This is a genomic window from Acidithiobacillus ferriphilus (genome assembly GCF_028215975.1).
Lineage (GTDB): Bacteria > Pseudomonadota > Gammaproteobacteria > Acidithiobacillales > Acidithiobacillaceae > Acidithiobacillus > Acidithiobacillus ferriphilus.
Genome location: NZ_CP116458.1, coordinates 1,329,367 through 1,350,234, shown reverse-complemented (window position 1 = coordinate 1,350,234; position 20,868 = coordinate 1,329,367). Strand labels below are relative to the sequence as shown.

At 54.7% G+C, this 20,868-nt stretch carries 21 protein-coding genes; 14 read left to right on the top strand and 7 right to left on the bottom strand.

The window, feature by feature from the left end; all coding sequences use genetic code 11:
• Nucleotides 1-44: 44 nt before the first annotated feature.
• Both PJU76_RS06750 and PJU76_RS06745 read left to right on the top strand, forming a co-directional pair.
• The gene (locus tag PJU76_RS06750) at nt 45-1,262 is read left to right on the top strand and encodes an MFS transporter (RefSeq protein WP_271778884.1); all 1,218 of its coding nucleotides are present in this window, start codon (nt 45-47) and stop codon (nt 1,260-1,262) included.
• Nucleotides 1,263-1,376: 114 nt separating this feature from the next.
• Nucleotides 1,377-2,216, top strand: coding sequence for a TonB family protein (locus PJU76_RS06745; RefSeq protein WP_271778883.1), 840 nt, complete (start codon nt 1,377-1,379; stop codon nt 2,214-2,216).
• Nucleotides 2,217-2,294: 78 nt separating this feature from the next.
• Here PJU76_RS06745 and trxA read toward each other — a convergent pair whose 3' ends face one another.
• A complete protein-coding gene (gene trxA, locus PJU76_RS06740) occupies nt 2,295-2,669 on the bottom strand; it encodes a thioredoxin (protein ID WP_271778882.1) in 375 nt (124 codons plus the stop codon).
• Nucleotides 2,670-2,832: 163 nt separating this feature from the next.
• On the opposite strand from trxA, the gene xseA reads away from it, so the two are divergent.
• The gene (xseA, locus tag PJU76_RS06735; RefSeq protein ID WP_271778881.1) at nt 2,833-4,167 is read left to right on the top strand and encodes an exodeoxyribonuclease VII large subunit; all 1,335 of its coding nucleotides are present in this window, start codon (nt 2,833-2,835) and stop codon (nt 4,165-4,167) included.
• Between the two features lie 56 nt (nt 4,168-4,223).
• On the opposite strand, the gene PJU76_RS06730 is transcribed toward xseA, so the two are convergent.
• The gene (locus PJU76_RS06730; protein ID WP_271778880.1) at nt 4,224-4,649 is read right to left on the bottom strand and encodes a DUF4168 domain-containing protein; all 426 of its coding nucleotides are present in this window, start codon (nt 4,647-4,649) and stop codon (nt 4,224-4,226) included.
• A 658-nt stretch (nt 4,650-5,307) separates the two neighbouring features.
• Here PJU76_RS06730 and PJU76_RS06725 point away from each other — a divergent pair.
• The 6 genes from PJU76_RS06725 (at nt 5,308) to PJU76_RS06700 (ending at nt 12,818) form a co-directional block, all read left to right on the top strand.
• The gene (locus tag PJU76_RS06725; RefSeq protein WP_271778879.1) at nt 5,308-6,927 is read left to right on the top strand and encodes an APC family permease; all 1,620 of its coding nucleotides are present in this window, start codon (nt 5,308-5,310) and stop codon (nt 6,925-6,927) included.
• Between the two features lie 193 nt (nt 6,928-7,120).
• Entirely contained in the window at nt 7,121-7,633 is a 513-nt protein-coding gene (locus PJU76_RS06720; RefSeq protein WP_271778878.1) for a peptidylprolyl isomerase, read from the top strand.
• 10 nt (nt 7,634-7,643) lie between these two features.
• On the top strand, nt 7,644-8,411 hold the full coding sequence (locus tag PJU76_RS06715; RefSeq protein WP_271778877.1) for a UDP-2,3-diacylglucosamine diphosphatase: 768 nt from the start codon (nt 7,644-7,646) through the stop codon (nt 8,409-8,411).
• A gap of 31 nt (nt 8,412-8,442) precedes the next feature.
• Complete coding sequence (locus tag PJU76_RS06710) at nt 8,443-10,926, top strand: cation-translocating P-type ATPase (RefSeq protein WP_271778876.1); 2,484 nt, start codon at nt 8,443-8,445, stop codon at nt 10,924-10,926.
• A gap of 69 nt (nt 10,927-10,995) precedes the next feature.
• On the top strand, nt 10,996-11,184 hold the full coding sequence (locus tag PJU76_RS06705) for a hypothetical protein (protein ID WP_271778875.1): 189 nt from the start codon (nt 10,996-10,998) through the stop codon (nt 11,182-11,184).
• On the top strand, nt 11,169-12,818 hold the full coding sequence (locus PJU76_RS06700; protein WP_271780991.1) for a hypothetical protein: 1,650 nt from the start codon (nt 11,169-11,171) through the stop codon (nt 12,816-12,818). The genes PJU76_RS06705 and PJU76_RS06700 overlap by 16 nt, the downstream gene beginning before the upstream one ends.
• Here the strand turns inward: PJU76_RS06700 and PJU76_RS06695 are convergent.
• The gene (locus PJU76_RS06695) at nt 12,785-14,194 is read right to left on the bottom strand and encodes a 2-isopropylmalate synthase (RefSeq protein ID WP_271780990.1); all 1,410 of its coding nucleotides are present in this window, start codon (nt 14,192-14,194) and stop codon (nt 12,785-12,787) included. The two genes, PJU76_RS06700 and PJU76_RS06695, sit on opposite strands and share 34 nt — an antisense overlap.
• Before the next feature lie 141 nt (nt 14,195-14,335).
• On the opposite strand from PJU76_RS06695, the gene PJU76_RS06690 reads away from it, so the two are divergent.
• Together PJU76_RS06690 and PJU76_RS06685 are read left to right on the top strand one after the other, a co-directional pair.
• The gene (locus PJU76_RS06690) at nt 14,336-14,821 is read left to right on the top strand and encodes an Lrp/AsnC family transcriptional regulator (protein WP_271780989.1); all 486 of its coding nucleotides are present in this window, start codon (nt 14,336-14,338) and stop codon (nt 14,819-14,821) included.
• Nucleotides 14,822-14,964: 143 nt separating this feature from the next.
• Complete coding sequence (locus PJU76_RS06685; RefSeq protein WP_271780988.1) at nt 14,965-15,378, top strand: GFA family protein; 414 nt, start codon at nt 14,965-14,967, stop codon at nt 15,376-15,378.
• 269 nt (nt 15,379-15,647) lie between these two features.
• Here PJU76_RS06685 and PJU76_RS06680 read toward each other — a convergent pair whose 3' ends face one another.
• The 3 genes from PJU76_RS06680 to PJU76_RS06670 form a co-directional block, all read right to left on the bottom strand.
• Complete coding sequence (locus PJU76_RS06680) at nt 15,648-16,019, bottom strand: VOC family protein (protein WP_271780987.1); 372 nt, start codon at nt 16,017-16,019, stop codon at nt 15,648-15,650.
• Between the two features lie 100 nt (nt 16,020-16,119).
• Complete coding sequence (locus tag PJU76_RS06675) at nt 16,120-16,509, bottom strand: helix-turn-helix transcriptional regulator (protein ID WP_271780986.1); 390 nt, start codon at nt 16,507-16,509, stop codon at nt 16,120-16,122.
• Nucleotides 16,493-17,191, bottom strand: coding sequence for an ArsR/SmtB family transcription factor (locus PJU76_RS06670; protein ID WP_271780985.1), 699 nt, complete (start codon nt 17,189-17,191; stop codon nt 16,493-16,495). Before PJU76_RS06670 ends, PJU76_RS06675 begins: the two co-directional genes overlap by 17 nt.
• 81 nt (nt 17,192-17,272) lie before the next feature.
• Between PJU76_RS06670 and PJU76_RS06665 the strand changes: the two genes are divergently transcribed.
• The 3 genes from PJU76_RS06665 (at nt 17,273) to ilvB (ending at nt 19,986) form a co-directional block, all read left to right on the top strand.
• Nucleotides 17,273-17,683, top strand: a complete 411-nt coding sequence (locus PJU76_RS06665; protein ID WP_271780984.1) for a cupin domain-containing protein — start codon at nt 17,273-17,275, stop codon at nt 17,681-17,683.
• A 52-nt stretch (nt 17,684-17,735) separates the two neighbouring features.
• Nucleotides 17,736-18,017 (top strand): hypothetical protein, encoded by a 282-nt coding sequence (locus PJU76_RS06660; RefSeq protein WP_271780983.1) that lies wholly within the window; start codon nt 17,736-17,738, stop codon nt 18,015-18,017.
• Between the two features lie 112 nt (nt 18,018-18,129).
• Nucleotides 18,130-19,986 carry a biosynthetic-type acetolactate synthase large subunit gene (gene ilvB / locus PJU76_RS06655; RefSeq protein WP_271780982.1) on the top strand — a complete coding sequence of 619 codons (1,857 nt, stop codon included), beginning with the start codon at nt 18,130-18,132 and terminating at the stop codon, nt 19,984-19,986.
• A 118-nt stretch (nt 19,987-20,104) separates the two neighbouring features.
• On the opposite strand, the gene PJU76_RS06650 is transcribed toward ilvB, so the two are convergent.
• Complete coding sequence (locus PJU76_RS06650; RefSeq protein ID WP_271780981.1) at nt 20,105-20,623, bottom strand: DinB family protein; 519 nt, start codon at nt 20,621-20,623, stop codon at nt 20,105-20,107.
• Nucleotides 20,624-20,868: the final 245 nt, after the last annotated feature.

The window sequence follows — 20,868 nt, the reverse complement described above, 5'->3', positions numbered from 1 at the left end:
CAGGCCCTAGAATCCGTGCCGTTCATATCCTAAGGGTTCCTGCCATGTTTCTGCAAAAGGCCGAGGATGCGCCGGGCGTAGACGATGATGTTACCCGCTTCGAGGTGCTCGGCGCTATCAGCGTGTCACATTTTCTCAACGATAGTATTCAGTCGCTGATGCTGGCGGTGTATCCACTGTTCAAAAGTAATTTTAATTTGAGTTTTGCACAGATCGGGTTGATTACCCTGGCCTATCAGTTGACCGCATCCATCATTCAACCATTGGTTGGGCGCTTTACCGATCGCCACCCTATGCCTTATTCATTGCCTTTTGGCATGTTGTTTACCTTTGGCGGGCTACTGCTGCTATCCGTGGCCCGGAATTATGAAGTGCTCTTATTGGCGGCGGCATTGGTAGGCCTGGGTTCATCGGTATTCCATCCTGAGTCCTCGCGGGTGGCGCGAATGGCTTCCGGCGGACGTCACGGGCTGGCGCAGTCCATTTTTCAGGTGGGTGGTAATGTGGGCGCGGCGGTGGGTCCATTGCTGGCCGCGTTTATCATCATGCCCAACGGTCAGCACAGCCTGTCGTGGTTTTCACTGGTGGCGTTACTGGCTATCGTGATTCTTTCTTTCGTGGGGCGTTGGTATCAGCGTCAGCGGCATCGGCCCAAAAGGCCAGCGGCAAAGCTCGTGGAGCCCTTGCTGCCTCCCAAACTGGTGCGCCGCGGTATTCTCATTCTGGTCGCGCTGATGTCCTCCAAGTTTTTGTATCTGACCAGCATCAGCAGCTATCTGATTTTTTACTTGATGCAGCGCTTTCATATTGCGACGCAGGAAGCGCAGATGCATCTTTTCATTTTTCTCGCGGCGGTGGCGGCGGGGACATTGATGGGGGGGCCGATTGGTGACCGGGTTGGCCGCAAGAAGGTGATTTGGGTCTCTTTGCTGGGGATCGCGCCTTTCACCCTCGTTTTGCCCTACGTGGGCCTGACCCTGAGCGCCGTTTTGACAATGATTATTGGGTTTTTGCTGGCTTCCGCCTTCCCAGCCATCGTGGTGTACGCGCAAGAATTGGTGCCCGGCAAGGTCGGGACCATTTCCGGTCTGTTTTTCGGCCTGGCTTTTGGACTGGGCGGAGTGGGTGCCGCATTGCTGGGGGAGCTGGCAGACATCTGGGGTATCCAGGTGGTGTATCAGATATGTGCTTTCCTGCCTTTGCTCGGTGTGCTGGCCGCATTTCTGCCTCATATCCCCAGCGTGCGGAAGCAGGCGACCTGAGTACGGTGTGCCGCCTTTACTCGGAGCGGTCGATGATTCAAGCTTACGCCCAGTGCCTGCGGAGCGCGGGCGGGTTGAATTGCGTGGGGCGGCGTTGCCGCGAGGTTAGGACGATTGGCCATCGCTGAACACAAGTTTTATTTTCTGGTTCCCGAGGAAAAGCCCCACTGGAGTGAGAGCCTGCTGCCTTGGCTGCTGCTCTCCGCCCTGCTCATGGCGGCGGGTATCATTTTCTTTGTCCATATTCATCAGAAGCCGAAAAGGCAATTGTTGCCGAATCAAACAGCGGTCCACAAAACTTTCCACATCATGCCCAAACCTATTCGCCCCCAGGCATCCAGTCCAACCAAGCCCCGTGTGGCACCGCTCAGCAGATCGGTGCCACATCGGGTCGTCCCCGCCGCACATCCGCAGCCCAGACCGCGACCCATGCCGCAACCTCGCCGCGTTCAGACGCGGGCACATCCGCTGCCGCCGCCGGTGTCGCCAGAGATGACGCCGGTATCTCCCGGTGCGCAAGCGCAGCCTTTGCCGCATATCAGCATCGGCAGGCTGGAGCAACAGATGGATCAGGTGGCCCGTGCCGCAACGGCTAGCCCGCCATTACCGAAGTTTAAGAATCCGAAGGGCCCGGTGGCGGATTTTTATATCGCCGGATGGATACAGAAACTGGAGCGGATTGGCGATCTTAATTACCCAGGAGACATGGTCGGGCAACTCAAGGTCAAAGTGGTACTGAATCCGCAGGGGGATCTTAAACGTATCATTATGGTGCAGTCGTCGGGGAACAAAGCCCTGGATGCGGCAGCGGAACGGATTATTCGGCTCTCTTTTCCCTATATGCCATTCTCAAAGCAGCTCGCGGAGCAAACCCGGAAAATTGAAATTCCGCTGAACATGCACTTTTTGGGTGTGCGGCATGTGTCGGCCGGGAGCGTTAATCCCATAAGGTAATCAGCGGTAATCGCTTTGCGCGGCCGCTTCCCTGTTTGAGATTCGCAGGCTTCCCCTGGATCAGCGCAAGAGGAGTGCTCAGTGCGTCGTCACGTCCGACTGATCGGCAATTTCTGCGCGGACTTCGTCCATGTCCAATGCCAGCGCCTGCTGAATGACTTCGTCCAGCGCGCTGGCGGGGAGTGATCCGGCCTGCGAAAAAATCCCGATCTGCTGACGGAAAACGGTCAGCGTAGGAATAGAGCGAATCTGGAAAGAGCCAGCCAGCTCCTGTTCCGTATCGGTATTGACCTTGCCGAAGACGATACCCGGATATTTTTCCGCAGCCGCCTCAAAGGTGGGGGCAAAAGCCTTGCAGGGTGCGCACCAGGCGGCCCAAAAGTCGATGATTACCATATCATTATCGGTGACAACGGCCTCAAAATTGGCGTGCGTGAGCTCTATTACGGCCATAATAACTCCCTTTTTAAGTGGGGTGTTCGCGCGGGAATGCGCCAAGCATGCGGGATCATCCCGAATGATAGAAAATGTACTATGCTGACCTTAGAACGCGGAGGGGACCAGGGTCAAGAGCTCCTGATCTTCGTCCCATCAGCCATGAGAGTATGCTATGACCATGAGTAATTCGCAGAACCCAATACTTACCGTCAGCGCACTGAACGGTGCTGTCCGCGAAATTATCGAGGGGAATTTCCCGCTGTTGAGGGTAGAGGGTGAACTTTCCAACTTCAGCAGTCCCGGATCGGGACACTGGTATTTTTCGTTGAAGGATGCTCGGGCGCAGGTGCGCTGTGCGATGTTCCGTCAGCGTAATGCCTATACGCGGATACAGCCGCACAATGGCATGCAGGTGCAGGTACTGGCTCAGCCGAGCCTGTATGAAGGACGCGGTGAATTTCAGTTGATTGTCGAGCAATTGCTGGATGCCGGTGAGGGGGATTTACAGGCACGCTTTGCAGCATTGAAGGACAAACTCGCGGCCGAAGGGCTTTTTGCGCCGGAGTTGAAGCGGCGCCTTCCCCGCTGGCCGCAGCGTGTTGCCGTGGTCACTTCCGCGAATGGGGCGGCGCTGCATGACATCCGGGTGACGCTGGCGCGGCGCTGGCCCATGCTCGCGGTAATGGTTTATCCGGTGCTGGTGCAGGGCGATCAGGCGGCGGCACAGATTTGCACGGCGCTAGGTCGCATCGCCAGTCGACAACGGGAAGACGTGGTGATCTTGGCGCGTGGCGGCGGCAGTGCAGAGGATCTGTGGTGTTTTAATGAAGAAAATGTGGCGCGGGCGATCCGTGCCTGCACGGTACCTGTGGTGACAGGCATTGGTCATGAAATTGATTTCACCATTGCCGATTTCGCCGGTGATCTGCGGGCAGCGACCCCCACCGCGGCGGCGGCAGCGATAAGTCCCGACCGCGCTGAGTGGTTGCCGCAGGTGCATGCACAACGCCGACAACTGGAGCAGTCCATGCAGCGCACGCTGCGGGACGCAACCCAGCGCCTCGATTATTTGCGGCTGCGCCTTCGTCACCCCGGCGAGCGGGTGCGGGATGCTGAACGCCGTTTGCGTTTGGTGCGTGGGGCCTTACGGCAGGCCATGCAGCGTCAGCAGACTGTATGGGGCGAACGACTGCAGGTTCTCCAGGCGCGACGTTTGCGGCAAGACCCTCGCCAGCGCTTGCAAGGTCTGAATGAGATGCTGGAAACCCGGCGCACCGCGTTGATTCAGGCGATAGACAAGAAATTGGCCAGTGCCGAGGCGCAACAGCAGCGGCAGGTGGCGGCCTTACATCTACTGGACCCCTTGGCCGTGCTGCAGCGTGGTTTTGCCGTCCTTCGCGACGGGGCTGGCGAGATTATTTATGGCAGCGAGTCCGTCGCTGTGCATGCGCAAATCAGCGCAACCCTGGCGCGCGGCACCTTGGTTTGCGAAATCGTCGATAAAAGTGATTAGCAATGCCCGCGAGGCTATCGCCGTTGACGAAGCCCCTCGGGCGGCAAGAAAACTTTCTACCCGCCATGCGCCTTTATTACGGTTTCGACACGCTGCGCGAATGCCGGATTCGTTTGTGCCTTTTTCATTAACGTCTCGTAGGCAACTGGTGAGAGATGATTCTTCGTCAGTACCGTTTTAACCTTCCGAGTATATGCCTGAATCAATTGTTGATGCTGGGTCTGCGTCAATTTTTGCGTAGCGAGGTCACGACGGATTTTTTGATTGATCGGTCGGACCGCTATGATCGCCGCAGCAAAATGATGCAACTCTCCGGGCCCCACCTTAGGGCCTGGAGAGTTGCCCTGACTTGACGGCATGGCCGAACTCGAAGATTGCTGCTGTGTGGCCATGGGACTACCCATACTTGCGAGGGCCAAGGTGCTGCCACAGGCAAAAACACCTGCTCCCAACAAAATGCGAAGTGTCAAATACTTTTTCATAGCTACTCCTCTCTATGGGTTTGTAAATAACTGCGTTAATAGTAGCAAAGATAATGGCGTAGTACATATCCACATCAACCTTCACATGAAATGTACCGTAACATGTTTTTTTTGTGATGCCAACCATGTGCACATATGGATAAATAGTTGTGCTTATGATAATTTTTTCGTTGCTCCATTGCCACGCCGAGATTCAAATTAATGATATACCATGAATAATTCCTAAAATTAATTATGTTAGAGCTTGTTTTTTAAATATATTTAATGCCATATGAAAGCGTGGTTCCCGTCTGGTTTGCCCTCTGCTTATCATGGAAATTATATATCCGGTCCGAGTGCTTTGGTTTTCAATATTATTGCTTTCCATGCTGATGTGGTGGCCACGCAACATCCATGATAATCCTTATCACCAGCGAAGTATTGCAATAAGCCATCCTTGACATAAGCAAAACTCTACTGGTACGGTGGGGTCGGCACGATGCTGACCGTGGCATCTCTACTTTGCCTATGAAAACGATCACCAAACGATTCTTGACAGGAGTCGTTGTGCTGTCGAGGCGGTTCAAAAAATCGCCAATGGCGCATCTATTTTGTTAATTCAATACAAATTATGTTAAAAATTTGTATGGTTTCTATGACGCGCATTCCAGGAGAAATAATGGCATCCGTAAAACCTCGGACCATAAAAGGGAAGCTGCGGCGAGAAGGTTCTCTGCACGGCCTTATACTGGCCTGTGTGGGTGCTTCGATTGGTTCCGGATGGTTGTTTGGGCCACTATATACGGCACAGCAGGCAGGCCCCTATGCGGTCGGTTCATGGATGATCGGCGCCTTCGCTATCCTTTTGCTGGCGCTGGTCTTTGCAGAACTTGGTCCGCTGATTCCCCGGGCGGGTGCAGTGGTTCATCTGGCCCACGTGGGAAACGGCCCGATCGTCGGCCATATGTGGAGCTGGATTCTCTTTCTTTCTTACGCCACCATCGCGCCCATCGAGGTTACGGCCATACTGACTTACGCTAATAATTACCTGCCGGGATTATTGCTGCAGCATTCCGACCTGCTCAGCAGCAAGGGTTTCGCCGTCGCGCTGGTATTGCTAGCCTTCTTTGTTGCCATCAATTTTCTGGTGGTACGCTGGGTGTTGAAAATCAACAATGGTGCCACCTGGTGGAAAATTTCGATTCCCGTGCTGACGGTTGGGGTATTGCTCGCCACATCGTGGCACCCAGGTAATTTCGTAGTGCATGCACAGAATGCAGCGGCAGATTTTCACGGAATGTTCGTTGCCGTGGCCACCGGCGGTGTGATTTTCAGCCTGCTGGGTTTCCGTCACGCTATCGACCTGGCGGGAGAAAGTAAAAACCCGAAACGGGATGTACCGATTGCCGTTATCGCCTCTGTCTTGGTTGCGTCGGGAATTTATATCGCCCTACAGGTGGCTTTTATCGGTGCGATACATCCTGATGATTTGACGGTGGGGGGTTGGCGGCAGCTCCATTTTTCGGGAATTAATGGTCCTTTTGCCGCTCTTGCCGCTGCGGTGGGAGCCGGTTGGCTGGCTGTGCTGCTGTACGTCGATGCGTTTGTATCGCCGGGCGGGACCGCATTGATTTATACCACCACGGCAGCCCGGGTTACCCTGGCGACCGCCGATACCGGGGCGTTGCCCAAGTGGGTCGCACGCATCAATCGGCATGGTGTCCCTTGGGCCAGCCTGATTTTACTGTATGTTGTCGGTGCGATCTTCTTTTTTCCGTTTCCCTCTTGGCAGAAAATGGTAGGTTACATCGCTTCAATGACGGTGCTGTCCTATATCATCGGCCCCATCGCGCTGATTCAGTTACGTCGGGCGATGCCTGACCTGGAGCGCCCCTTTCGCTTGTGGGCAGCACCAGTTATTGCACCTCTCACCTTCGTCGTGGCAAGCTGGATCGTGTTCTGGGCGGGTTTGAACACCCTGAACTTCATTTTCGGCACTTTGTTCGCCCTGCTCATCTTTTACGCGCTCACCGGCATCTGGCGGAAAGGACGGTGGTCCGCAATGGGATGGCAGTATATGTGGTGGATTATCCCCTATTTTCTGGGTTTGTGGGGAATCAGCTGGCTGAGCCCGGCAATTCTGGGCGGAACGGGGGTGCTTGGATTTTTTTCCGGCATGGCGGCGGTAGCCATTTTGAGCCTGCTGATATTTTATGTGGCAATTCATCAGGCGGTGGCGGACGGTACCATGAGAGCCTACATGCATCACTTTAGCAAGCGCGATTCCAGTGCACCGTGAAGAAGGCGTTTTTGTGTTTGCTGCGGATGCGGGTTTGGCTTTTTATCGCAACGACGGCGTTCTACCCTCCCGAGCCGGGTCCGGGTATCGACAAGGCCCGCTCTGTCGCTTTACTCTTGGCCTTCGTCGCCGCTGGCCTGAGTGGTGAATTTTTCCATCGGGGCGCTGATGCCCTGAATTCTGAGGAGTGTTCATGGCAAATCCGCAAGTGGTACTGCACAGCAACAAGGGTGATATCGTCATCGAGCTGGACGCCGACAAAGCGCCCAACACCGTCGAGAACTTTCTGAAGTATGTCGATGAGGGTTTTTTTGACGGCACCATCTTTCATCGCGTGATACCCGGTTTCATGATTCAGGGCGGCGGTTTTACGGCGGACATGCAGCAGAAAAAGGTCCATGCGCCCATCGCCAATGAGGCGGAGAATGGTCTGAAGAATGCGCGGGGCACTCTCGCCATGGCGCGGACCAATGATCCCCACTCCGCCACCGCGCAGTTTTTCATCAATCTGACAGACAATGATTTCCTCAACTTCAAGACTGCCTCTGGATCAGGATGGGGTTATGCCGTGTTTGGCAAAGTCGTCAATGGGATGGATGTGGTAGACGACATCGCCAAGACCCCGACTGGTAACCAGGGTATGCACCAGGACGTTCCCAAGGAGACTATTTCCATCGACAAGGGTGAGCGTCTGTCTGCGGCCTGAGTCCATAACGGTGCACGGTGCAGACTTTGATAACGGCCCCGTGCTGTTTATCTCTGACCTGCATCTGTGCTCCGCACAACCCGCGCTGACCGCCCTCTTCCGCCATTTTTGTTTGCGCGAGGGCCGGGCTGCACGGGCTGTTTTTATTCTGGGCGATCTGTTTGACTACTGGGTGCATCAGGAGCAGGCGGTGGAAGCGCCTTATGCGGAAATCCTTGCCCTGCTCCATGATCTGCAGAAGCGGGGCATCACGGTGTACCTCATGGTCGGTAACCGGGACTTTGCTCTGGATGCCGCCCTTCTGGCGCAGTTCGGGATCATCGCTCTGCCCGATCCGGCGCTGCTGCAACTGGGTGATCGGCGTGTCCTGCTGACCCATGGTGACTTGCTGTGTAGCGACGATCATCGTTATCAGCGCTTTCGCCGGGTGATCCGCCATCCGTTGACTCGCCTGACGCTGGGACGCCTGCCTTATGCCTGGCTCCAACGTATCGCCCGCGGATTGCGGCGCGGCAGTAGCCGGGAAGTGCGAGCCAAGGCACCAGCCATAACCGATGCCAATCCGCAGAGCATCGCCGCAGCCCTGCACGGGGAGGGTGCTTTCGCGCTGGATGGTGCCTCTTATGACATTTTGATTCACGGCCATACCCATCGTCCCGTTTGGGAGCGGGGGCCGGCGGGACGGCGCATGGTGTTGGGTGCCTGGGGCGTCGATGGCGCGCAAATTGGGCGTTGGGAGAACGGCCAATGGTCCTTGCAGCTATTTAGTCCTCCGTAGTTTCAACTTTTGCGCGACCGGAGGGAGTAAGATGGACGCCACGGAGCATGATCCAATGGTTGGCGGTCTGAGCAGCGCTGCGGCCTTGGCGTTGCGGCAACAATACGGGCCCAATCGTCTGCCCAAGGCCCATGCGCCGCGCTGGTGGCAACAACTGCTGGCGCAGTTCCGTAACACCCTCATCGCGATTCTGCTGGCCGCCGCACTCTTATCGCTGGTACTCGGACATCTGGTAGACGGCGCGGTCATCGGCGCGGTGATCCTGATCAACACCATGCTCGGCTTTGTTCAGGAGAACCGCGCGGAGAAAGCCGTGCAGGCACTGCAATCTTTTCTCGCCCCGCAGGTGTTGGTCCGTCGCGATGGCGCCTGGCAACATCTGCCCGCCGAAGCACTGGTGCCCGGCGACTGGGTGCGGGTAGAAAATGGTGCACGTATCAGCGCGGACATGCGCTTGCTGGAGGCGCATGCCCTGCGGGTGGACGAATCCCTGCTGACGGGGGAATCCGTCCCGGTGAATAAAACCACTTCTGGCGACGCGGGCGAGTTACTGCTGCGGGCCGGAACGCTGGTGACCGGGGGAGATGGCGTTGGCCAGGTGACCGCCACCGGCAGTGCCACCGAAATAGGCCGTATCCATCAGCTCATGGGAACTACCCTGACCATGCGCTCGCCTCTGCTGGAGCGCATCAGCCGCTTGTCGCGGACGCTCGCCTTCACCGTCGTTCTTCTGGCGGCCATCGCGGCGGGTATCGCTTGGTGGCGAGGCGAAGCGCTGGAGTTCGCCCTGCTCGCCGCCATCAGTCTGGCGGTAGCCATTATTCCCGAAGGGTTGCCAGCGATAATTAGTGTGACCCTGGCGCTGGGTGTGCAGCGTATGGCGCAACGGGGCGCCATCGTCCGCCAGTTGCCGGCGGTGGAAACCCTGGGCACGGTTACCGTCATTTGCACCGACAAAACGGGCACCCTGACAGAAAATCGTATGACCGTGCAGGACCTGGCCCTCGCCGATGACTCCCCTGCTCTGCTGCAACGTGCCCTGCGGGTCATGATTTTGTGTAATGACGCCCAACTACGCAACGATAAGAGCGGTATCGGTGACCCTCTGGAACAGGCCCTGCTCCGCTATGCGGGCACGCATGGTGCGGACGTCGACGTGTCGCGGATGGAATCTCCGCGGGTGGATGCCCGGCCTTTCAGCCACGAGCAGCCCTTCATGGCGACGCGCCACAGCGACGGCATCGCCATTAAAGGTGCCCCGGAGTGGGTCCTGCAGCGCTGTCAGTGGATGGCGACCGCCAGCGGGGTGGTGGAAGTCGTTCCGGCCTATTGGCACAAAGTCATTGCGGACATGGCGACTGTCGGCATGCGTACCATTGCCCTGGCCAGCGCGGTGGATGGGCAATGGGAGACTCTGGACGATGGTGGTTGGACCTGGTTGGGCGTTGTCGCCCTGCTGGATCCCCCACGTGCCGCCGTACCGGCCGCCATTGCCGCCTGCCGCAGCGCGGGTATCCGAGTGATTATGGTCACCGGCGATCATCCGCAGACGGCGGCCACTATCGCCCGTCAGGTCGGCATTCTGGAGGATGGTCCGGCAGCGGTGGTCGATCATGCCCAGTGGGCCAGCGCGGATGCCGAGGAACGGCGGGCCCTGGCCCGCGACGCGGTGGTTTTCGCCAGGGTGCAGCCCGCCGATAAGCTGGAACTGGTGCAGACCTTGCAGGCCAGCGGCGAGGTGGTCGCCATGACCGGTGATGGCGTCAACGATGCACCCGCCTTGCGCCGGGCGCAGATTGGTGTGGCCATGGGGCAATCGGGGAGCGACGTGGCCCGTGAGGCCGCGGCCATGGTGCTGAGTGACGACGACTTTGCCCATATCGCCACCGCCGTGGCGGAGGGGCGCCACATCTATGACAATATCCGGCGCACAACTTTCTTTATGCTGCCGACGAATTTTTCGGAAGGGCTGGTGATTTTTTTCGCGGTGCTGTCGGGAATGACCCTGCCTATCACTCCACTGCAAATACTCTGGGTGAACACTATTACCGCCAGTACGCTGACCCTGGCATTTGCATTCATGGGAGCGGATAAAGGCGTGATGGAGCGCCAACCGCGTCCGGCCCGGGAGGCGCTCATTCCAGGGATTTTGTGGTGGCGCATTTTCGGGTTGAGTACCTTTCTGGTTATAACCGTCTTTGTGGTGTTTTTTGGCGATGCGACGCAGCACAGCGATAGCCATGCGCATACTCTGGCGGTGAACGCCCTGGTAGGTATGGAGGCCGGAATACTGCTGGCCATGTATGGGCGCTGGCGTGGTGACCGGGGGGATGTCGTCCTGGTGGTGGCGATGTTGCTTGCTTTGTTTGCACAGACGCTTTTCTCCTGTCTGCCATTTTTTCAGCAGGTATTCGCGACAACGGCCATGGGGGGCGTGGATATGGGGATCATTGCCGTCTGCACGGCGTTGGCGTGGTTGGCTGGCAAGCTTGTGGCGGCTCCGCAGATGCTCTGAAACACATCACTACGCTGATATTCATGCTAGGATAGTCCCTGTAATCCGCCTCCATGAGGAGTTGTGAAAATGAAAAAGGAGACCATCCGCATTGTCCCTAAGCGCTCCAAACCACGTATGGGCGTGCAACCGACGCGGGTAGAAAGAGACCGCACCCTGTATAGCCGCAAGATCAAATATCGTGGCCAGGCAGATCAGGAAGGAGATCTCCACGCCGTGACGATATTACATCATCAGGGCATATGGCCACTTCTCTGAAACCACAGTCCGTCGAGGCGGGATGGATGACGCGCTGGTGGCACGATTCTTTACTTTTACTGCGTGGTGCTCCCGTTTCTTTCGTTACGCTGTATCTGGTGCTACTGCTGCTGAACGTGGCCTGGCAGCCGTTGATTCTGAGCATTCCTATCGCTTGCGGAGTCATGGCCATTATTTTCGCGGTAGCCATGGCGGTACACCAGGGCAGGACACAACTCATTGATGTGGGGCGCAGTATCCGCGACGTGCCGTGGTGGTCTCTGTCCCGTCTGGTTTTAGAGATTGCGCTGCTGGTAATGGCGCTGCTTATGCTGATGCTGCTCTTTCGGCATTATCTGGCGGGCATACTGAGCCATGATCATATTTCCTCTGTCGCCACCCTGCATAATTTGCGCTCGCCGGAATGGCAAAGCCTTCCCGAATGGTTGCGGTCCCTGATCACAAACGGGTTGGGTACGGCACAAACGATGTTGAGCAATGCTTTTCTGCTGCTTTCCGTGGGGGTCATCGTGGCCGGAATCACCACCCGAGCTTATCTGGCCCTGCTCGCCGGTATTCAGGCGGTACTGGTGAATGTGCGGGTCTGGCTGGTTTTTTTGCTGGCCAGCCTGTTATTACAGAGCTGCATCACTTTTTTGTCGGCGCGGTTGCACACTTTCGGGGCCGCCTTGCTGGTATCTATTCTAGGTGTTGCTCTGCTTTTGCTGGTGGGACTGTACGGCTGGTGTTTTGTCCGTGAAGCCTTCGGGTTGCCCGGCGCGCAGATGGCTAAACGCGTGGCGGCTGCGGTGTGGCGGCCGGAATCTGACATGCGAATAAATTTTTTGCCGATTACCACCGTGCTGGCAGCACTTATCATGAACATCCCAGCCGTATGTGCCGAGGATGCTATCCCAGCAAATCCCTGCACTGGGCCGTCCGCATTGCTTGCCCTCCTGGATCGACCCACAGTGTCTGATAGTGCCTGCGTGGTGCAATACGGCCAGGCCGTACTGGAACTGGGTTACCAACATGCCAACCTTACGGGAACCGGGGGCAATACCAATAATTTTCCCGAAGCGGAATTGCACTTCGGCCTGCCGGGTAACAACGAATTCGTCCTGCTGCCGCCCAACAATAATCTCCAGCAGGTCCCCGGCAGCCCGCATCTCCAGGGGTTCTCGGCTACCACGGTCGGCATCAAGCACGAGTTGGGCTATACCAAACATTGGTTGGGATCTGTGGAAAGCTTGTTTACCTTGCCCTCCGGGAGCCCTGCATTTAGCAGTCGAGGGCTGGGAGTGGCGGTTAACGGCATCGTTACCTACGCTCCCAGCAACGACACAGGAATATCCTTGCAATTGGGCATCACATCCCAGACTAACCCCGCACTTGCCGGAGGCGGGCGCTTCACCAGCGTTAATCCGGATATCACCTTCACTTGGTTGCCTTTGTGGAATTTGCAGTTCTACGGTGAAGTCTACGGACAGAGTCGTACTGGACCTGGCCTAGGACCTGGTTTTGATGCGGACGGTGGTGTGCAATACCTACTGTCCCCTTACTGCGAGGTGGACTTCGAAGAAGGGGTGCGCCTGAGCGGAAATTTAGGTGGATTTACGCACTACTTCGGGGCAGGCATGGGTTTTCTGTTCTGACAATCAACTTGCTCCCCTTCCCGGTTGAGACGGTAGCGGCGCAGGTGCCAGTCCTCCGCGGGGTGACAGTAATGGTTCTCGAACAGGGCGAAAATCTGCGCTGAGCTGACCTCACCCATCTCTTGTTCAGAAGCCGCTTGCACTACGGCGCTGAAGTCCTGCGCCAACCAGCGCGGCAAGGAAATACCGTGGTCGCGCTCCAGCACATGAGCGACGCCGCCTTTCCCTGACTGACTGTTGATGCGCACCACCTCCTCGTACTTACGCCCCAGATCAGCGGGATCGACAGGCAGATAGGGCACCTCCCAGACGGCGTCTTCCCGTCCTCGCCGATGGTGCATACCCTTGCGAATGGCATCCTGATGACTGCCGGAAAACGCCGTGTAGACCAGTTCGCCAAACCAGGGATGGCGCGGCGGCACGACCATACCCGTACACGCGGTATAGATCTCCGCGATTTCCGTGCCCATGGACATATCCAGTTGCGGATCAATGCCCTGAGAGTAGAGATTCATGGCCATGGTGAGAATATCCATGTTGCCGGTGCGCTCGCCATTGCCGAAGAGAGTGCCCTCCACCCGATCGGCACCCGCCAACACCGCCAGTTCCGCCGCCGCCACCGCGCAGCCGCGGTCATTGTGGTTGTGAACGCTGATCTGCACATGTTCCCGCCCGTGCAAATGGTCGCAGAACCATTCAATCTGGTCCGCGAAGACGTTGGGCATGGACGACTCGACGGTGGCAGGCAGGTTGAGGATCACCGCCTGCCCCTGGTCGGGCCGCCAGACCGCGTTGACCGCCTCGCAGACATCCACCGCATAATCCAACTCGGTGGTACTGAAGCTCTCCGGCGAATACTGAAAGATCCATTCCGTCTCTGGAGAACGTGCGGCTCCGGCCTTCACCCACTCCGCGCCACGCACGGCAATGGCCTTGACGCCCTCCCGATCCAGGCCAAACACCTGCTCGCGCTGGGCGGGGTTGGTGGAGTTGTAGACATGGACGATCGCCCGCCGCACTCCTTTCAACGCCTCGTAGGTGCGGTCAATCAGGGCTTCCCGCGCCTGGGTGAGCACCTGGATGGTCACCTGCTTGGGGATATGGTCTTCTTCGATGATGCGCCGCACAAAGTCAAAATCTGGCTGGGAGGCGGCGGGAAAACCCACCTCAATCTCCCGAAAGCCCATGCGCACGAGCAAATCGAAGATCCGGAGCTTTTGCTCGACACGCATAGGGGAAACCAGCGCCTGATTGCCATCGCGCAGATCGACGCTGGTCCAGACGGGCGCGTGGTGCATACGCCGGTTGGGCCAGCGCCGGTCCGGTTTGTGGACGGGCGCAAAGGCGTGGTAACGACGGTGGTTGAAAGTCCCCATGGTCCGATCTCCTGTGGCAAGTGACGATGGACGCAGTATAGGGAAGAAGTCGCGGCAGGTGCTTGCGAATTGGGGCTATAAAAGCGACTATGTCGCACGATTATTGCGCGCTAACACCCATTAACGGAGTAATATTGTGCCATGAAGTCGAAAGCCCCTACCATCGAATTAGATCGCTACGACCGCCGCATTCTGGAGGAGCTACAGCGCGACGGCGGACTCAGCAATCAGCGTCTCGCCGAGCGCATCGGTTTGTCCCCCTCCCCCTGCCTGCGCCGGGTGCAGGCACTGGAAGAGGCCGGGATCCTCCGCAAGCGCGTGGCCCTGCTGGATCCGCAGCGTCTGGGCCTGGCGCTGATGGTGCTGATGCACATCAGCATGGACCGCCATACCCCCGAGCGTTTCGAGCATTTTGAGGCAGAAATCCGTCGCTCTCCGGAGGTACTGGAGTGCTATCTCATCACCGGCCATGACGCGGATTACCAGATCAAGGTTGCCGTGCGTGATATGGCGCATTTCCAGGAATTTTTACTCAATCGCCTGACGCGCATTGAGGGGGTGACCGGCGTGCATTCCAGCTTTGTGCTGCGCAGGGTGGTGGATACGACAGAGTTGCCGGTGTATTGATCACTGTTTATCTTTTCAAGCGATGCATGAGGGCTTCCCTCGGCTTTATGTTTCAGCATGACGTTGTCGTGAGCGGGTAGCAATGGTCCACACTCCACAATCATCTCTATATCTTTTCTTTTTTCGGCTATTAGGAGTCCATTATGAATGCAAAGTATTCTGGACAGTGTCTTTGCGGGGAAATCAGCTATTCAGTTTATAATGATCCAGTGTTTACCGGAAATTGTCATTGCAAAGACTGCCAAAGATCATCAGGCAGCGCGTTCATTCCTGCGATGATTTTTCATGAGAAAGATGTTGTTGTTTCTGGTGAAGCAAGATATTTCGAGTCTCAGGTAGACAGCGGGAATATACACAAGAGAGGTTTCTGCCCGAATTGTGGTTCTCAATTGTTTGCTCAGTTCAGCAATATGCCAGGAATTCTAGGAGTAAAGGCTGGAACATTAAACGATTCATCAAGTTATATTCCAAGATTAGACTTCCATGTAGGTAGCGCTGCACCTTGGGACTTCATGAACCCAGATCTACCTAAAAAGAAGGGCGCAGCAAACAGCTAAACTTATAACCATCTTGGAATCCGCCGTCGCTCGGAGGGGCATCTTTGGTATTCTGGGCCCGCAGTTACCGCAGATCCTCTTCGCATGCCCCTCTGACACAAACTCCAACTATTTGATCTATCTCTCCAGTATCTATCGAGTGAAATCGGCACCCATTGCCACAGCGATCACATTCATATCGTGATCACTAATGCTGAAAAGACCAAAACGGAACTGATAGCCCCAGTTTCGCACATGCTCTGCGGATGCCACAGCAATCCAATTGCGGCTCATGGCGTCGTTGGAGTGAACACGCGAAGCCGATGCCCATCAGGATCAATTGCCAGAAAAGTATAGCCAAAGTCCATATCCACCGGTTCTTGTTCAATGACCAGTCCACGCTGTGTCCAATCAGTGAACAGATTACCAACGACATCGCGACTCGATACCGAAAACGCGATTTCCCCGCCACCGCCTGCCGCCGTTGCGGCGGGCTCCACTACGTGTTTCGACCACACCCCCAGCATCACTCCAGAATCCAGTGCGAACAGGGCAAAATTCGGCGATGTCTGAATAGGCGGTTTTTTCAATAGGCGGGCATAGAAATCGGCGCTGCGTTGCGGATTGTCTACGTACAAAATGATAAAATTCTGATCTGGCATGGTTTTCTCCATAGTGTTGGTAGATATCCGAGAAATTTCCTTTCTGCGGGAGTCCAGAGAATACCCACCACGGCTGTCAGATTCTGTCAGTAGTGTTTGCTTACTGCGGAGGGATGCCTTCCATTTCACGCCATGCCTTCAGCAGCGATTGTCGGCGGCGCGGGTAACGCTGTTCTTCTACGGCAAATGCGGCAATGCGATCCGTCCGGAAGTGCCGGAACCCTTGACGCAGTTCGCACCACGCGACGAGGACGCGCACGTTGTCAAGATACCCCAGCGCAAACGGCCAGACAGTCCGCTTGGTTTCGGTTTCCTGGAGATCCCGATAATGGATGGTGACTTTGCGCTCGGCGCGGATGGCCAGGCGAAGTTCGGACAAGTCGGTAGCGCCCGTAGAGATAGCCTTCCCAGGCCCAACCAGCAGTGCGGAAGCGTCCAGCATCTCCCGCAATTCACATGAGGTAACACCGCTCTCATACTTGTATGCCAAAGGCTTTCCAGAACCCTTGTTGACCAACGCTCGTGACCGAAATTTTTCGCTGTCCTGCGGGCTTTCGTAGCCACCCGTCTTCTTGGAATCGCGTCATCAACGCGGCTCCCAAGGCACCACCGATATGCGGACGACGCTCGCTCCAATCGATACACCGGCGTGCGAAAAGCCGATGTTGACGTCGCAAGTTCGGAAGATCCAAGCCCAAGGCGGCAAACCCACGCTCACCAACCTCTGAAACCGCATAATCGCGGTCATGCAGAGTTATCCAACCGCGATCCGTCAGCTGATCCGCTAACTGGATCGCAAGCTTTCCAGCCAGGTGGTCGTAGCAACTCCGTGCGTGGGATAGCGGATCAATAGCAGATCGGTCTGCCCGGTCCCTGAGGGTTGGTGGGTCGAAGAGCGCCATGAAGTTTTCCAGCACCTCGGCCACTTGTGGGCTGGCCAGCCGATAGTAGCGGTAGCGCAGGCAACGCTCCACCGCGAGCAATCCACCAGCGACCATCCGCGCCAGGTGATGGCTCGCGGTCTGTGGGGTGACGCCTGCCCGGTAAGCCAGCTCGCTCGCGGGTAACGCGTCGCCAGCAATCAATGCCCAAACCATGGCGGCACGTGCAGGGACCCCCAGCAGGGCAGCCAGCTCGTGCAGCTCCACGGATTTCGCGTCACGCAATTCCACACTTCGATCCTCATCGAAACCACCACCATCCTCGCCGCAGTATAGTGGTTCCGCGTTTTGTACACACTCAAGGAGAATGCCATGCCTCTTCACCCCATTACCGCCATACCCGATCAGCTTGCTTGGATTCCCGGAAGCCAAGCGCTAGGGGACGTATCCCTCTTCCAGGGGGAGGAAACGATCCATGTCAAGATTTTGAGTGACCGCCGGTCTGAAGGCGGCGGGATGGCGCAGATTGTTCGATTCTCGCCACCATCGGGAATGCTCATCAAAATTGTGGCAAATGCCCGATCCGATGAACACATCTATATCCTATCTGGTGGCCACGGAGACAAGTCCGGGCGGCAACGTCTCTTCCCGGGGGTATATCTTCTGCATCCGCAAGGATTAGCGCATGGCGCCTTTTTGGCCATTGAGACCACGGTATTCCAGGTCTACAGCGGAGAACCTGACGAGTTACTCGATTATCAGGTTCTACCGATTAGCGGCTAGCGAGACAAGAAAACAGGCGCCGAGGCTATCGCGGCGCTTGTACCGGAGCTTCTTGATCGTGCAGTTCCCTTGGCGCGTCCATGCGCTTGCTTGGAATTGCCGTGACCCGGCTGGTCATCATCCATGCAGCGAGCCGGGCAACGCTCCAGATGAGGGTGCTGGACTGAATCCTGAACTTGCCCACGTATATGGCCAGGGAATAGGCGGTGATGCAGCGAAGCTGCCGTTCATCCAAAAACTGAGCACCGTCCCTACCTTCTACGGAGCGATCATTGCACCGAAACTATGGGGATCTTTTAGCAGAAAATACAGTCAAATTATTGACGTAAAATAATATTATATCATCCATTTATTCGCTATCATGGTGATGATAAATAATATTTATGTGCAACCATGCTGACTCTTAACATATTATTGTAATGCTAATCGTGTATGAGTGATGAATTATGAAACATAATCTTGGCACTAATGTTTTAAAAAAAAGCAATAAAATTATTATGTCAGGAGCTGACATGGTGTTGCAAGTATTAAGTCAAGAACACGTAAATACGATTTTTGGTTACAGTGGAGGAGCCATTCTTCCCACTTACGATGCAATTTTTCGTTATAACGAATCTCATAACAGAAAACCAGAAAAACAAATTCGCTTGATCGTACCAGCTAACGAGCAGGGCGCCGGATTCATGGCCGCAGGTTACGCAAGAGCTAGCGGTAACGTAGGGGTGTGCTTAGTAACATCTGGCCCCGGTGCTACAAATACGGTAACGCCGGTTCGAGATTGCATGGCCGATTCGATTCCTATGGTTCTAATTAGTGGGCAAGTGGCTCGTGCGGCGATAGGTACTGACGCGTTCCAGGAAGCGTCTGTGTTTAACATTATGAGCGCTTGTGCAAAACATGTATTTCTCGTAACCGACCCTCTTAAGCTTGAAGCCACTTTACGCACAGCCTTCGAAATCGCAAGGACCGGGCGTCCAGGACCTGTAGTTGTTGATATTCCAAAAGATATTCAAAACTGGATTGGTGAATATCAGGGTGGCGGTGTATTGGAGCTTAAAGGATATCGTGACAGAATGAAGTCGCAGCAGGTGTTTTCCAGAATATCACCCCAAAAAGCTGATGCCTTTTTTGATCTCTTAGAAAACAGCCATCGGCCTCTTGTTTACGCTGGAGGTGGGGTAATTAATAGCAATTCTGCATCAGAGTTCAAAGAATTTATCGAGCGATATCGTATTCCTGTGGTTACAACACTTATGGGTATCGGAAGCTTAAGTACAACTCATGCGATGAACTATCACATGCTTGGAATGCATGGAACGGCTTACGCCAACTATGCCGTAGAAGATTGCGATTTACTAATTGCTATCGGAGCAAGATTTGATGACCGCGTAGTTGGCTATCCACATAAGTTTGCGCCAAATGCTCGTGCAATTGCACAGATTGATATCGATCCATCTGAGATATGTAAGGTGAAAAATGCGGATTGGCATCACGTTGGTGATATAAGATCGACTTTAATTAGCTTGTGCGAACACAAGGCAGCCATTGGAAAAGACTACTCTGCGTGGCACGTACACCTACAATCTATTCGAAGCACACATCGTATGGACTTTGATAGGGAAAGCGAGTTGATTCAACCGTATTACGTAATTGAGGAGCTAAATAGAATAACGAATGGCGATGCAATTATTACCACCGGGGTGGGCCAGCACCAAATGTGGGCAGCGCAATATTGCGAGTTCAGGGGCTCGAGGATGTTTTTGACTTCAGGTGGAATGGGCACTATGGGGTTTGGTCTTCCTGCTGCCATTGGTGCACAAGTCGCTAATCCAAAACGCTTAGTTATAGATATTGATGGCGATGGTAGTTTACGTATGAATTTCGGAGAGATGGAAACGGCAACGACATATAATCTTCCCATTAAGGTTCTGTTATTTAACAATTTTGGTGATGGCATGGTACGCCAATGGCAAAAACTGTATTTTAGTGATCGCTTCTCCGGAAGCGATAAATCATTACATCGCAAAGATTTTGTGAAATCTGCTGAAGCCGATGGTTTTGAGTTTGCGAAGCGTATTACTAAGAATGGGGAAGTTACCAAGGCGCTTGCTGAATTTATTTCTTTCCAAGGTCCGGCATTTCTGGAGGTGATTATTGATCCAGATGCTGGCGTTTATCCAATGGTTGGGCCAGGTCAGCCTTACAACAAGATGATTACTGGACCATTTATTATGCAAAGAGAACAGGGAGTCGCGCCTACAGATGAATTACCATATAGCATCGACAAGTCAGACATGTTTTGAAATTATTAAATATAACAAGCTATCGTCAAGCACCGCAACGCGAACGGTAATAGTGTTCATGTTTTCCTGAGAAAGTTTACAGGGCGAAAATTACTATGTCATAACATGGTATTCTATCTCAAGCTTTATCAGGGATCGAATGCCGTACCATATAAATCAAGTCTATTTCAGGACAGGCGTAACCCATCGTCGTGATTGCAGCCGTAATTTGCCCGCGATGGTGTGTGCCATGATTGAATACGTGATCCAGCGTGGATGCAAAGGGAGATGACGTATATTTACCGTTTGAGGTTTTATAATTAATGACTGCATCGTCGGAAAACTTATCATCACTAGTTTTCATGATAAAGTTCTCCCAACAAGATGCGGACTGCGTTAAACGTTTAATTAATTCCTCTAAGTTTTCTTCAATTTCTGCGTCAAGTGTGATTTTCCGAGAAGACTCATTGTTGAATCGAGAAATCCATATTAGGTCAGCTACTAACAAATGATTTAATGTTCCATGGATACTCCTGAAATATAAACCACAATCTTTTTTGTATTCAGCATTAGGTATTAGCTTTATCCTTTCCAGGAGCTTTCGTGTTGCCCACTGGTGGTAGCGGGACATGGTGATAAAATGATCGCGAAGAGCCATTCTATTAGACCTTATGTATCATTATGCTTGGTGAGTTTCCGCTCGCCCAATAGTAAGGCATCGATTACAGATCCTCGGCGAACAGCCTGTCGTGCCATTGCCATGGTGACATCTCCTGCAGGCAGGCAGGCTGTGCTGGGAAAAGCATAGTGCAATTCAGCAGGCTAGGCTATTTATTTCATTACGCGATTAGGCAACCCAATGACCGCAAACAGTCTTTAACAGTCATCTTAGCGCGAAAAACT

Coding starts and splice junctions, on each gene's coding strand:
- ilvB (WP_271780982.1), top strand. CDS start 18,130: ATGAAACATAATCTTGGCACTAATGTTTTAAAAAAAAGCAATAAAATT.
- PJU76_RS06685 (WP_271780988.1), top strand. CDS start 14,965: ATGAATGCAAAGTATTCTGGACAGTGTCTTTGCGGGGAAATCAGCTAT.
- PJU76_RS06700 (WP_271780991.1), top strand. CDS start 11,169: ATGGCCACTTCTCTGAAACCACAGTCCGTCGAGGCGGGATGGATGACG.
- PJU76_RS06720 (WP_271778878.1), top strand. CDS start 7,121: ATGGCAAATCCGCAAGTGGTACTGCACAGCAACAAGGGTGATATCGTC.
- trxA (WP_271778882.1), bottom strand. CDS start 2,669: ATGGCCGTAATAGAGCTCACGCACGCCAATTTTGAGGCCGTTGTCACC.
- PJU76_RS06680 (WP_271780987.1), bottom strand. CDS start 16,019: ATGCCAGATCAGAATTTTATCATTTTGTACGTAGACAATCCGCAACGC.
- PJU76_RS06690 (WP_271780989.1), top strand. CDS start 14,336: ATGAAGTCGAAAGCCCCTACCATCGAATTAGATCGCTACGACCGCCGC.
- PJU76_RS06710 (WP_271778876.1), top strand. CDS start 8,443: ATGGACGCCACGGAGCATGATCCAATGGTTGGCGGTCTGAGCAGCGCT.
- PJU76_RS06695 (WP_271780990.1), bottom strand. CDS start 14,194: ATGGGGACTTTCAACCACCGTCGTTACCACGCCTTTGCGCCCGTCCAC.
- PJU76_RS06750 (WP_271778884.1), top strand. CDS start 45: ATGTTTCTGCAAAAGGCCGAGGATGCGCCGGGCGTAGACGATGATGTT.
- PJU76_RS06650 (WP_271780981.1), bottom strand. CDS start 20,623: ATGGCTCTTCGCGATCATTTTATCACCATGTCCCGCTACCACCAGTGG.
- xseA (WP_271778881.1), top strand. CDS start 2,833: ATGAGTAATTCGCAGAACCCAATACTTACCGTCAGCGCACTGAACGGT.
- PJU76_RS06665 (WP_271780984.1), top strand. CDS start 17,273: ATGCCTCTTCACCCCATTACCGCCATACCCGATCAGCTTGCTTGGATT.
- PJU76_RS06730 (WP_271778880.1), bottom strand. CDS start 4,649: ATGAAAAAGTATTTGACACTTCGCATTTTGTTGGGAGCAGGTGTTTTT.
- PJU76_RS06705 (WP_271778875.1), top strand. CDS start 10,996: ATGAAAAAGGAGACCATCCGCATTGTCCCTAAGCGCTCCAAACCACGT.
- PJU76_RS06725 (WP_271778879.1), top strand. CDS start 5,308: ATGGCATCCGTAAAACCTCGGACCATAAAAGGGAAGCTGCGGCGAGAA.